The following is an 11,534-nucleotide window of genomic DNA, read 5'->3' on the forward strand; positions in this document are numbered from 1 at the left end:
GTTTGTGCCGCTACTAAACAAAGTACGGACGGCCATATCGGGGGGCTCCGGCGGAGACACCGCCGCCCGCTCCCTGTCCCGCCTCCGCTCCGCCCTGACCCTCTTCTTCGCCCTCGACGGCTTCCTGTTCGCCGGCTGGGTGGTCCGGATCCCCGCCGTCAAGCAGCAGACCGGCGCCTCGGCCGGCGACCTCGGCCTCGCCCTCCTGGGCGTCTCGGCGGGCGCCGTGATCACGATGACGCTGACCGGCCGGCTCTGCCGGCGGTACGGCTCCCACGCCGTCACCGTCGCCACCGCCGTCCTGCTCTCCCTCTCGGTCGCCCTCCCCGCGCTCACCCGGTCCCCGCTCGCGCTCGGCCTCGTGCTGCTCGTCTTCGGCGCCGCGTACGGCGGGATCAACGTGGCCATGAACAGTGCCGCCGTGGACCTCGTGGCCGCGCTCCGGCGGCCCGTGATGCCGAGCTTCCACGCCGCGTTCAGCCTCGGCGGCATGCTCGGCGCGGGTCTCGGCGGGCTGCTCGCCGGGAGCCTGTCCCCCACCGCCCACCTCCTCGGCCTCACGGTCGTCGGCCTGGCCCTGACGGCCGTCGCCGGTCCCGTACTGCTCCGTCACCCCTCCCCCGTGATCCCCGAGTCCCTCCCGGCGCCGTCCGCCTCCGGAGCCTCCGGCGCGCGGGCCGCCGGGTCGCGCCGTACGGTCCTCGTCTTCGGGGTGATCGCGCTCTGCACCGCGTACGGCGAAGGGGCGCTGGCCGACTGGGGCGCCCTCCACCTCGCGCAGGACCTGCACGCGCACCCGGGGGTGGCAGCCGCCGGGTACTCCGTCTTCGCGCTGACCATGACCGCCGGCCGGCTCTCCGGGACCGCCCTGCTCGAACGCCTCGGCCAGACCCGCACCCTGGTCGCGGGCGGGGCGACCGCCGCCGCCGGCATGCTGCTCGGCGCGCTCGCGCCGAGCGTCTGGGCCACGCTCCTCGGCTTCGCGATCACCGGCCTCGGCCTCGCCAACATCTTCCCCGTCGCCGTGGCCCGCGCGGGCGCGGTCGCCGGGCCCGGCGGGGTGGCGACGGCGTCCACCCTCGGCTACGGGGGCATGCTGCTCGGCCCGCCCTCGATCGGCTTCCTCGCCGACTGGTTCTCCCTGCCGGTGGCCCTGACGACCGTCGCGGTCCTCGCGGCAGGCGCGGCGGCCATGGGCTACGGGGCACGCAACGCGGGAGCCTCCCGGGACGGTTGAGCGGGCGCACGGACCGTCAGGGGTGCCAGAATCCGCGACATGGACACCCTGACGATCACGGAGCACATCCAGGCGCTCGAGGCGGCCGGTCACGGCCTCGCGGACGCGGCCGCCGAGGCCGGGCCCGACGCGGAGGTGCCGACCTGCCCCGGGTGGCGGGTCAGGGACCTCCTTCGGCACACGGCGATGGTGCACCGCTGGGCCACGACGCTCGTGGCCGAGGGGCGCACCGCGTTCCACCCCGGCGAGGGCGAGACGACGCTCGACGGCGAGGAGTTGCTGGCGTACTTCCGCGAGGGGCACGCACGGCTCGTCGCCGCCCTGCGCGCGGCACCGGAGGACCTGGAGTGCTGGACCTTCCTCCCGGCACCGTCACCGCTCGCCTTCTGGGCCCGCCGCCAGGCGCACGAGACGACCGTCCACCGCGCGGACGCCGAGTCGGCGCTCGCGAGCGGCCCGGGGCCGGTGGATCCGGCGGTCGGCGCCGACGGCATCGACGAACTGTTCTGCGCCTTCCACGCCCGCGATCGCAGCCGGGTGCGCACGACCGGACCCCGGACCCTGCGGGTGCGGACGACGGACACCGACAACGTGTGGACCGTCCATCTGTCGCCGACGGATCCGCCCCGGACGGAGCGGTCCTTCCACGTCACGGACGGGCCGGCCGACACCGAACTGAGCGGCCCCGCCGACCGTCTCTACCTCACCCTGTGGAACCGGCTGCCCACCGATGCCGTGACCCTGACCGGCGACGAGGAACTCGCCCGGCTGTGGCGGGAGACCTCGGCGATCACCTGGGGCTGAACGCCGGGATCAGGACGGGAACGGGAGGGCGAGCGGAGCGAGGTCCGGCTCGACCCAACGGGCGCGGGCCTCGGCGGACGCCAGCGTGGCGGGGCGGTAGAACCGACCGAGCAGGTGCTTGTCGAGCAGATCGGCGTGGCGCGCCGCGAACGCCTCGAAGTCCGGCAGCCCGCACTCCGCCTCGCACCCGGCCACCAGCTCCACCCACGCCCTGGTCATCGTGACGTGGAACTTCCCCGGTGCTCCCGCGGCGCGGGCGGTGCGCTCGATGCCCTCGCCGACGAGGGCGACGGCACCGGGCATCCCGACCCGCCGTACCGCCAGCCAGGTCAGATGGACGTGCTCGCGGTGCCCGAAGCCGCCGGTGGCCGCCATGGCCTCGGCCATCAGTTCCCGGAAGGCGTTGTCAGTGGAAGAGGAAGTCACGAGATCGGAATATACGATTTCGTGACAATGGACGGCAAACGCCGCCGCTTGCCCCCTCAGCCCAGCCAACCAGGCCTGACCAGGCCCGACTCGTACGCGAGGACGACGAGTTGGGCGCGGTCCCGGGCGCCCAGCTTCACCATCGCGCGACTCACATGGGTCTTGGCGGTGAGCGGGCTCACGACCAGACGGCGGGCGATCTCCTCGTTCGACAGGCCGATCCCCACCAGGGCCATCACCTCCCGCTCCCGCCCGGTCAGGACGCCGAGCGCGGCCGTCGCCGCCGGGGCCTTGGACCGGGCCGCGAACTCCTCGATGAGCCGGCGGGTGACGCCCGGCGAGAGCAGCGCGTCCCCGTGGACGACGGCCCGCACGGCCCGCAGGAGCTCCTCCGGCTCGGTGTCCTTCACGAGGAAGCCGGAGGCGCCCGCGCGGATCGCCTCGAAGACGTACTCGTCGAGCTCGAAGGTGGTCAGCATGACGACCCGGACCCCGCCGAGGTCCGGGTCCTCGGTGATGCGCCGGGTCGCCTCCAGGCCGTCGAGCCGGGGCATCCGGATGTCCATGAGCACGACGTCCGGGCGCAGGGCGCGCACCCGGTCCACGGCCTCGTCGCCGTCGGCGGCCTCGCCGGCCACCTCGATGTCGGGCTGGGCGTCGAGCAGCGCGCGGAACCCCGCCCGTACCAGCGACTGGTCGTCGGCGAGCAGGACACGGATCACGGACGGCTCTCCTGAGGTCTCGCTCACGGCGTCTCCCGCGGGCGTACGGGGAGGACGGCGTGGACGCGGAAGCCGCCGTCCGGGCGGGTGCCCGCCTCGATGGTGCCACCGAGGGCGGCGGCCCGCTCCCGCATTCCGGCGAGTCCGTTGCCGCTGCCGCCGGCCTCCGTGCCGGTGGCGGGGCCGTCGTCGTCGACGGTCAGCTCCAGGCTCCGGGAGCCGTGCGCGATCCGCACCCGGGCGGTACGCGAACCGGAGTGGCGCACCACGTTGGTGAGCGCCTCCTGGACGATCCGGAAGGCGGCGAGGTCGGCGCCGGGCGGCAGGGCCGACGGGGCGCCGCCGGTCGAGACGGTGACCGTGAGGCCCGTGGCGGCGGCCTGCTCGACGAGTTCGGGGAGCCGGTCGAGGCCGGGGGCCGGGGCGCGGGGGACGTCGCCGGGGGTACGGAGGGTGTCGAGGACCTGCCGTACCTCGCCGAGCGCCTCCTTGCTGGCCGCCTTGATGGTGGTCAGCGCGGTCCTGGCCTGTTCGGGGTCGGAGTCCAGGAGGGCGAGTCCGACGCCGGCCTGCACGTTGATCACGGAGATCGAGTGGGCGAGCACGTCGTGGAGTTCGCGGGCGATGCGGAGCCGTTCCTCGTCGGCGCGGCGCCGCTCGGCGGCGGCCCGTTCGGCCCGCAGCTGGGCGTGCTGCTCGCGCCGTACCCGTACGACCTCGGACGCGGCGAGCACGGCCACGGCGAACGCGGCGGCGGGAAGCTCCTGCCCCCAGGGCGCGGGCCCGTCGCCGGCCGGGGGCAGATAGCGGTAGAGCCAGTGCGAGAGCAGCAGATGGCCCGCCCAGAGCAGGCCGATGGCCCACCAGGCGGCGGTCCGGTGGCCGTGGACGACGGCCGCGAAGCAGGCGACGGCCACCATGACGAAGACCGGGCCGTACGGGTAGCCGGCGGCGAGGTAGCCGAGGGTGACGGCCGCGACGGCGAACACCACCGGCACGGGCCGGCGGTGACGGAAGAGCAGCGGGACGGCCCCGAGCAGGAGCAGGGCCCGCCCGAGGACGTCGAGCGCCTCCCGGTCGGGCTGGTTGCGTGCGGCGAACCCGGTGCCGGCCATGACGAGCACGGCGATCAGCACCGTCGACCGCCAGGCCAGACCCCCGCCGCCCCGCCACCCCGGCTCGCGGAGCCCACGGCCGGGCTCGCGACCGGGCACGCCTCGCGGCGTGCGGCCCGGCTCGCGACCTCGCCCCCGCCGGGGCCCGCGCCGGGGCCCGCCCGGTCGCTCCTCGTCCATGCCGGCTTCCATACCGGTCACGCTAGCCGCGACCGCCCCGCGCGCACGTCAGCCCGGCGGGGTGGTCGCGCGTACTCCCGCCGGAGTAGGAGCGCGGCCCCGACGGCGGGTCAGCCGCGCGGAAGCAGGCCCACGTCCTGGCCCAGGCGGCGGGCCGCCGCCGCGAAGAAGGTGTCGCGGTCCTCGACGACGCGCTGGAACTGGCCGAAGAGCTCGAACGAGACGAGGCCGAAGAGCTGTGCCCAGGCGGCGACGAGCGCGACGGCGAGGGCCGGGGGGAGGTCCGGGACCAGGTCGGCGCTGATCCGCTCGGCCTCGGGGCTCAGGGCGTCCGGCAGCGGCGGGAGGGCGACGCCCTCGCCCGCGTGGGCCCCGCGGACGATGTCGATGAGGACCAGGCCGACGCGGGCGGCGGGGGCGATCGTGTCCTGGGGGGCGGTGTAGCCGGGCACCGGCGAGCCGTAGATGAGGGCGTACTCGTGGGGGTGGGCGAGGGCCCAGGCGCGGACCGCCCGGCAGACGGCGGTCCAGCGGTCGAGGGGGCGCTCGGCCTCGGCCTCGGCGGCCGCCCGTTCGGCGGCGGCGCCGACCGCGTCGTAGGCGTCGACGATGAGGGCGGTGAGGAGGTCGTCGCGGCTGGGGAAGTAGCGGTAGAGCGCGGAGGACACCATGCCCAGCTCGCGGGCGACGGCGCGCAGGGACAGCTTTGCGGCGCCTTCGGCGGCGAGCTGGGTGCGGGCCTCGTCCTTGATGGCTGCGGTGATCTCGATGCGGGCGCGGGCGCGGGCTCCTCGAACGGTCGTCATGGAGAGCAGTGTGCCACTTTCGGAGCACCGGAACGAAATGAGAGCACTGCTCTTGCTTGCGAGCGGAGAACCGTGCACACTGATCTCAAGCGAGAGCAGTGCTCACGATTTCGGTCCACAGGTCTGCAGGAGGCCCTCATGTCCGCTCAGCCCACCGCCCACGTCATGAAGCCCGGCTGGTTCACGGTGAACGTCTTCAACCGCGCCGTCGCCTGGATGACCCGCCGCGGCATCAGCGTCTGGGGCTCCCGTGTGCTGGCCGTCCGCGGCCGCAAGAGCGGCGAATGGCGCCGCACCCCCGTCAACCTCCTGACGGTGGACGGCGCCCGGTACCTCGTCGCCCCCCGCGGCCACGTCCAGTGGACCCACAACATGCGGGCGGCCGGCGGCGGTCAGCTGCATCTGGGCAAGCACGTGCAGGAGTTCACCGCCGTCGAGGTCGCCGACGACGACAAGCCCGCCCTGCTCCGCGCCTACCTCAAGCGCTGGAAGGCCGAGGTCGGCGTCTTCTTCGGCGGCGTCGGCCCCGACTCCTCCGACGAGGAGCTGCGGGCCATCGCCCCGAAGCACCCCGTCTTCCGCATCACGACGACGGGCCCCGCCACCCCGGCGGCGTGATGCCGACCGGGACGACGGGGCCCGTGACGAACGGTCAGCCCTCTTCCGGGGCGCTCTCCGGCTCGGACGCCGCGCGCTCGCGCGGGCTGACACCCCGCCCCGCCGGGCCGACACCGGCCGAGGTGTCCATGCGCTTGTCGAGGAGCTCCAGGGCCCGCCGGGCCATGCCGTTCGAGCGGACCATGCCACCGAGCGTGGCGGCGCCGCGGGTGATGTCGGCGAAGGCGTTCCAGGCCGGCCGGATTCCCGTGATCGCCGCGTGCAGCAGCCCGGGCCGCCGCTCGAAGACGGCGAGCATCCGGCGCCCGACCGCCATCTCGACCCCGAGCCCCGCCTTGATGGCGAAGGCGTAGTTCAGGGCCTGGCGCCGCGCGTCGACCGCGTCGTTCGACTCCGCGACCCGCACCGCCCACTCGCCCGCGAGACGACCCGAGCGCAGCGCGTACGAGATGCCCTCGCGGGTCCACGGCTCCAGGAGGCCCGCCGCGTCACCGCAGACCAGGACCCGGCCGCGGGAGAGCGGCGAGTCGTCGGTGCGGCAGCGCGTCAGATGACCGGAGGAGATCGTGGGCTCGAAGCCGGCGAGGCCGAGCCGGGCCACGAAGTCCTCCATGTAGCGCTTGGTGGCGGCGCCCTCGCCGCGCGCCGAGATGACGCCGACGGTCAGCGTGTCGCCCTTGGGGAACACCCAGCCGTAACTGCCGGGCATCGGGCCCCAGTCGATGAGGACCCGCCCCTTCCAGTCCTCCGCCACGGACGGCGGCACGGGGATCTCCGCCTCGAGGCCCAGGTCGACCTGGCCGAGCTTCACCCCCACATGAGCGCCTATCCGGCTGGCACTGCCGTCGGCACCGACGACCGCGCGCGCCAGGACGGTCTCGCCGTCGGCGAGGACGACGGCGACGGTCCGCCGGTCCGGCACCGCCGGGCCGTGCTGCTCGACGCGGGACACCGTGACCCCGGTCCGCAGTTCGGCGCCCGCCTTCTGCGCGTGCTCGACCAGCTGCGCGTCGAACTCGGGACGGTTGATGAGCCCGAAGAGCATCCGGCGCGAGCGGCGGGTGCGGGCGAAGCGTCCGTCCAGGGAGAAGGTGACGGCGTGGACCCGGTCCTGGAGGGGCAGTTCGAAGCCCGGCGGGAGCGAGTCGCGCGAGGGGCCGATGATGCCGCCGCCGCAGGTCTTGTACCGGGGCAGCTCGGACTTCTCCAGGAGCAGCACCCGGCGGCCGGCGACCGCCGCCGCGTACGCCGCGGACGCGCCCGCCGGGCCGGCGCCGACGACCACGACGTCCCAGACCTCCGCCGGCTCCCCGGCCGGCGACTCCTCCGACGAGCCGGCCGGTTCCCCGTCCGGCGCCAGGTCGTCCGGGAGCCGCGCCGGCTCCGCGTCCGCGCTCCCGGCGGCCCCGGCAGCCGCGCCTGCGGGCTCGGTGTGCTCCGGACCGGCGTTCTCTGCGTGCTCGCTGCTCACGTGTGCTTCTGCTCCTGATCCGACCGGTGGTCTGCCTGACGCATCCTACGGCGCGGTAGCCAGGGCCCCGCCCGTAGGATCGACGGTGCGTTCGCCGTACCACGACATACGACGAACGCCGTCCTCACGTCGTAACGTCGCACCCATCAGGAGCGTGCCCATGACCTCGAATCCGATCGCCGAGACCGTCCGGTCACTGATGCCCCGGGCCAAGGCCGAGCTCACGGAGCTCGTGGCCTTCGAGTCGGTGGCGGACGAGGCCGTGGCGCCCCGCAGCGAGTGCGAGGCCGCGGCGAACTGGGTCGCGGACGCCCTGCGCGCCGAGGACTTCCAGGACGTGGCGCTGCTCGACACCCCAGACGGCTCGCAGGCCGTGTACGGCATCCTGCCCGGCCCGGCCGGCGCGCCGACCGTCCTCCTGTACGCCCACTACGACGTGCAGCCGAAGCTGGACGAGTCGGTCTGGCTCTCCCCGCCGTTCGAGCTGACCGAGCGGGACGGCCGCTGGTACGGACGCGGCACCGCCGACTGCAAGGGCGGCTTCATCATGCACCTGCTCGCGCTGCGCGCCCTCAAGGCGAACGGCGGCGTGCCGGTGACGGTCAAGGTCATCGTCGAGGGCTCGGAGGAGCAGGGCACCGGCGGTCTGGAGCGGTACGCGGAGCAGCACCCCGAGCTCCTCACGGCCGACGCCATCGTCATCGGCGACGCGGGCAACTTCCGCGTGGGCCTGCCGACCGTGACCGCGACCCTGCGCGGCATGACGATGATCCGGGTCACGATCGACACCCTGGAGGGCAACCTGCACTCCGGTCAGTTCGGTGGCGCCGCGCCCGACGCGCTGGCCGCGCTGATCCGCGTCCTGGACTCGCTGCGGGGCCCGGACGGCTCCACCGTCATCGACGGCCTCGCGAGCGACCAGGTGTGGGAGGGCCTCCAGTACCCGGAGGAGGACTTCCGCCAGGACGCCAAGGTGCTGACCGGCGTGTCCCTGCCGGGTGCCGGCACGGTCGCCGACCGGATCTGGGCGCGCCCGGCGGTCACGGTCATCGGCATCGACGCCCACCCGGTGGCCGGCGCGACCCCGTCCGTCCCGAAGTCGGCGCGCGCGCAGATCAGCCTGCGGGTGCCTCCGGGCGAGGACTCGGCCGAGGTGACGAAGCTCCTGTTCGCGCACATCGAGAAGCACACGCCGTGGGACGCCCGGGTGTCCCTGGAGCAGGTCGGCCAGGGCCAGCCGTTCCAGGCGGACACCTCCAGCCCGGCGTACGCGTCGATGGCCGAGGCGATGCGGATCGCGTACCCCGGCGAGGAGATGCAGACGGCGGGCATGGGCGGCTCCATCCCGCTGTGCAACACGCTGGCCTCGCTCTACCCGGAGTCGGAGATCCTCCTCATCGGTCTGAGCGAACCGGAGGCGCAGATCCACGCGCCGAACGAGTCCGTCTCGCCGGAGGAGCTGGAGCGCCTGTCGGTGGCCGAGGCGCACTTCCTCGTCAACTACGCCCGCTCGAAGCAGGCCTGACGCCACGTCGGTTCAGCGTTCGGCGAAGCTCGCCGAGAGCGTAGAAGCACACGGCGGACCTGCGCGGATGCGTAGGTTCGCCGTATGGCATCCATCGAACCGACCCCGATCACCCCTCGACTGCACCTCCTCGACTTCTCCATCGGCCAGGCCTACCTGTGGCGGGACGAGGAGGAGCTGACCCTGATCGACGCCGGCTGGGCCGGCACGGCGGACGGCATCGGCGCGGCGATGCGGTCGGTCGGCCTGGACCCGGACCGGCTGCGCCGGATCGTGCTGACCCACTGCCACCGGGACCACGTGGGCGCGGCCCAGGAGCTCGCGGACCGGCACGGGGCCGAGATCCTCGCGCACCGGCTCGACGCTCCGGTGATCCGGGGCGAGGCCCCGGTCCCGGAGCCGGACCTCCTGGACTGGGAGGTCCCGATCTTCGAGCACGGCCTGACCTCGCCGGAGGCGCCGCCGACGCGGGTCGACCGGGAGGTCGAGGACGGCGAGGAGCTGGGCTTCGGCGACGGGGCCGTGGTGGTCCACGCCCCGGGCCACACCCCCGGCTCGATCGCCGTCCATCTCCCGCGCCACGGCGTGCTGTTCGCCGGGGACACGGTGGCCTCGGTGCCGGACGTCATGTTCGGCGTCCTGCACGTCGACCGCGCCCTCGCCCTGGACTCGATGCGGACGCTCGCGAAGCTCGCGCCGTCGGTGCTGTGCTGCGGGCACGGGGCACCGGTGACGACGGACACGGCGAACCGCCTGACGGCGGCTGCGGCGGCGGCTGCGGCGTAAAGGCCTTCGGCCCACCGGGTCGCCCCGGGGCTCGGCCCACCCGGGCGCCCTGGGGCTCAGCCCACCGGGTCGCCCGCCTCCAGGTTGAGGACCGTGCCGCGTTCGCGGGCGCGCAGGGCCCAGTGGAGGCGGCGGAAGCGGACGGGCGGCAGCAGCTCGGCGGCCTCCTCCTCGGTGACGAACCGCCAGCCACGCAGTTCGGCGCCGGGGAGGTGGAGGCGCTCGACGTCGGCGGTACGGAGCGTTCCGCCGTCGAAGAGGAGGCGCAGCCCGCCGTAGCCGGGGGGCTTGGGGCGCTCCCAGTCGACGAGCAGCAGCCGGGGCACGGCGTCGAGTTCGAGGCCTATCTCCTCGGCCACCTCGCGCATGCCGGCCCGGGCCGGCGGTTCGCCGGGCTCGACGACGCCGCCGGGGAACTCCCAGCCGGGCTTGTAGGTGGGATCGACGAGCAGGAAGCGGTCCTGCTCGTCGAAGAGCAGGACGCCCGCGGCGAGGGTCTCGCCGGTCGGCTCGGGCGTCTGGACGATCCCGCAGGGCGCGGCCCGGCCGGCCAGGACCGCGTCGGCGACGGCCCGGGCGGTCTCGGCCGCGGTGAGCGCCGAGTTGTCGACGGTGTAGGCGTCGGCGGCGAGCCAGTCGAGGGCGGCGCGGTACGGGGGCAGGTGCCGGTGACACCACTCCCGCACACGGGCGTCGACCTCGGGGTCGCCGTACTCCGACCGCCCGTCGATCCGCTCGCGCAGGATCGTTTCCTCCGGGGCGAGCAGCACATGGCGCACGTCGACGCGACGGGCGGCGAGCCCGCCGAAGATCTCGTCCCGGTACTCCTGCCGCAGCAGGGTCATCGGGACGACGAGGACGCCGCCGACCTCGGCGAGCAGGGCGGCGGCGGTGTCGACGACCAGACGGCGCCAGATCGGCAGGTCCTGGTAGTCCTCGACCTCGGCGAGCCGCTTGGCCGGGAGCAGCCGGCGCAGTCCCCCGCCGGTGACCTCGGGGTCGTACAGGGTGCTGTTCGGGATCAGATCGACCAGCTCGCGCGCGGTGCTGGACTTTCCCGCACCGAACGTACCGTTGATCCAGACGATCACGTTTCCCCCTCATCGATAGCCCCCAGTGGCTTGCCCGCAACACCCTGCCACGGAAACCACGAACAGGCAGACGGCTCGGGCAGCGCGGTGCGGACATCCGTCAGGTCCTCGGACGGACCCGCTATCGGCCGAAGCCGGGGTCGGCGGAAGTGCGCCTGAAGGGGCACGGGTATTCGTAGGAATCCCCCCCGTCCGCCGTGACACTCCCGTTCGCCTGCAGCTTTCCCTGCTCCAGGGTGAACGGCAGGAACTCATGGTCCTTCTGATTCTCGAAACGAAGGATCAGATAGGGCGGCAGGCCAGGATCGTCGTTGACCGCATGCCACTTCCCGTCGGCCGATCGGCGTGTCACCTTCGAGTCCGGCCCGGGGCCGTTCCACGCGACCGGGAAATCCTTGGCGGAGAAGGTGTAGTCGTCACGCAGCCGGACGACCGGCGAGCCGCATTCCCGCCCACCGTCCCATCGGCCGACCAATTCGGAATGCTGCACCGCCTTCGGAAAGACAGGGGCGGGTCCGCTTGCCTTGCAAGCGGTCGAGGCGACTGCCGTCAAAGTGACAGTCGCAAGGATTGTACCGATGCGAAATATGTCGAGCTTCACGCCGTCCACTTCCAGTCGTTTCGGGTGGCGGGGGGGGGGCCCCCGGGGGCCCGGGGGGGGGCCCCCCCCCCCCCCCCGGGGGCCCCCCCCCGGCGCCGCCGGGGCCCCCGCGGGCTCCCCCCCCGGCAAAAAAGGGAGCCCCCACAAAATTA

Annotated in this window: 12 protein-coding genes; 5 read left to right on the forward strand and 7 right to left on the reverse strand. The window is 74.0% G+C overall.

Translation table 11 applies throughout. The annotated features are described in order from the left end of the window. The first annotated feature begins 4 nt into the window (after nucleotides 1–4). Together ACFYX3_RS35295 and ACFYX3_RS35300 are read left to right on the forward strand one after the other, a co-directional pair. Entirely contained in the window at nucleotides 5–1,237 is a 1,233-nt protein-coding gene (locus tag ACFYX3_RS35295; RefSeq protein WP_389022587.1) for an MFS transporter, read from the forward strand. Between the two features lie 48 nt (nucleotides 1,238–1,285). Continuing rightward, nucleotides 1,286–2,041, forward strand: coding sequence for a maleylpyruvate isomerase family mycothiol-dependent enzyme (locus tag ACFYX3_RS35300; RefSeq protein WP_389022621.1), 756 nt, complete (start codon nucleotides 1,286–1,288; stop codon nucleotides 2,039–2,041). A 9-nt stretch (nucleotides 2,042–2,050) separates the two neighbouring features. On the opposite strand, the gene ACFYX3_RS35305 is transcribed toward ACFYX3_RS35300, so the two are convergent. The 4 genes from ACFYX3_RS35305 to ACFYX3_RS35320 all read right to left on the reverse strand — a co-directional run bounded on the left by ACFYX3_RS35305 (nucleotide 2,051) and on the right by ACFYX3_RS35320 (nucleotide 5,290). After that, the gene (locus ACFYX3_RS35305; RefSeq protein ID WP_389022590.1) at nucleotides 2,051–2,467 is read right to left on the reverse strand and encodes a hypothetical protein; all 417 of its coding nucleotides are present in this window, start codon (nucleotides 2,465–2,467) and stop codon (nucleotides 2,051–2,053) included. Nucleotides 2,468–2,523: 56 nt separating this feature from the next. Continuing rightward, on the reverse strand, nucleotides 2,524–3,189 hold the full coding sequence (locus tag ACFYX3_RS35310; protein WP_389022624.1) for a response regulator: 666 nt from the start codon (nucleotides 3,187–3,189) through the stop codon (nucleotides 2,524–2,526). Between the two features lie 23 nt (nucleotides 3,190–3,212). Beyond that, nucleotides 3,213–4,484 carry a sensor histidine kinase gene (locus ACFYX3_RS35315; RefSeq protein WP_389022593.1) on the reverse strand — a complete coding sequence of 424 codons (1,272 nt, stop codon included), beginning with the start codon at nucleotides 4,482–4,484 and terminating at the stop codon, nucleotides 3,213–3,215. A 110-nt stretch (nucleotides 4,485–4,594) separates the two neighbouring features. Beyond that, nucleotides 4,595–5,290 (reverse strand): TetR/AcrR family transcriptional regulator, encoded by a 696-nt coding sequence (locus ACFYX3_RS35320; protein ID WP_389022597.1) that lies wholly within the window; start codon nucleotides 5,288–5,290, stop codon nucleotides 4,595–4,597. Between the two features lie 138 nt (nucleotides 5,291–5,428). Here ACFYX3_RS35320 and ACFYX3_RS35325 point away from each other — a divergent pair, with 138 nt between their 5' ends. Next, nucleotides 5,429–5,908, forward strand: coding sequence for a nitroreductase family deazaflavin-dependent oxidoreductase (locus tag ACFYX3_RS35325; protein ID WP_389022600.1), 480 nt, complete (start codon nucleotides 5,429–5,431; stop codon nucleotides 5,906–5,908). Nucleotides 5,909–5,942: 34 nt separating this feature from the next. On the opposite strand, the gene ACFYX3_RS35330 is transcribed toward ACFYX3_RS35325, so the two are convergent. Next, entirely contained in the window at nucleotides 5,943–7,379 is a 1,437-nt protein-coding gene (locus tag ACFYX3_RS35330; RefSeq protein WP_389022603.1) for a geranylgeranyl reductase family protein, read from the reverse strand. A gap of 160 nt (nucleotides 7,380–7,539) precedes the next feature. On the opposite strand from ACFYX3_RS35330, the gene ACFYX3_RS35335 reads away from it, so the two are divergent. Both ACFYX3_RS35335 and ACFYX3_RS35340 read left to right on the forward strand, forming a co-directional pair. Continuing rightward, complete coding sequence (locus ACFYX3_RS35335) at nucleotides 7,540–8,904, forward strand: dipeptidase (protein WP_389022606.1); 1,365 nt, start codon at nucleotides 7,540–7,542, stop codon at nucleotides 8,902–8,904. Between the two features lie 84 nt (nucleotides 8,905–8,988). Further along, on the forward strand, nucleotides 8,989–9,690 hold the full coding sequence (locus ACFYX3_RS35340; protein WP_389022609.1) for an MBL fold metallo-hydrolase: 702 nt from the start codon (nucleotides 8,989–8,991) through the stop codon (nucleotides 9,688–9,690). Between the two features lie 56 nt (nucleotides 9,691–9,746). Here ACFYX3_RS35340 and ACFYX3_RS35345 read toward each other — a convergent pair whose 3' ends face one another. Together ACFYX3_RS35345 and ACFYX3_RS35350 are read right to left on the reverse strand one after the other, a co-directional pair. Next, complete coding sequence (locus tag ACFYX3_RS35345) at nucleotides 9,747–10,781, reverse strand: NUDIX domain-containing protein (RefSeq protein WP_389022612.1); 1,035 nt, start codon at nucleotides 10,779–10,781, stop codon at nucleotides 9,747–9,749. 121 nt (nucleotides 10,782–10,902) lie between these two features. Then, a complete protein-coding gene (locus ACFYX3_RS35350; RefSeq protein ID WP_389022615.1) occupies nucleotides 10,903–11,382 on the reverse strand; it encodes a hypothetical protein in 480 nt (159 codons plus the stop codon). Nucleotides 11,383–11,534: the final 152 nt, after the last annotated feature.

The organism is Streptomyces sp. NPDC002463 (genome assembly GCF_042889835.1).
GTDB lineage: Bacteria > Actinomycetota > Actinomycetes > Streptomycetales > Streptomycetaceae > Streptomyces > Streptomyces nymphaeiformis.

Excerpts from the sequence above, each read along its gene's own strand:
- ACFYX3_RS35325 (WP_389022600.1), top strand. The coding sequence starts at position 5,429 with ATGTCCGCTCAGCCCACCGCCCACGTCATGAAGCCCGGCTGGTTCACG.
- ACFYX3_RS35320 (WP_389022597.1), bottom strand. The coding sequence starts at position 5,290 with ATGACGACCGTTCGAGGAGCCCGCGCCCGCGCCCGCATCGAGATCACC.
- ACFYX3_RS35340 (WP_389022609.1), top strand. The coding sequence starts at position 8,989 with ATGGCATCCATCGAACCGACCCCGATCACCCCTCGACTGCACCTCCTC.
- ACFYX3_RS35335 (WP_389022606.1), top strand. The coding sequence starts at position 7,540 with ATGACCTCGAATCCGATCGCCGAGACCGTCCGGTCACTGATGCCCCGG.
- ACFYX3_RS35315 (WP_389022593.1), bottom strand. The coding sequence starts at position 4,484 with ATGGACGAGGAGCGACCGGGCGGGCCCCGGCGCGGGCCCCGGCGGGGG.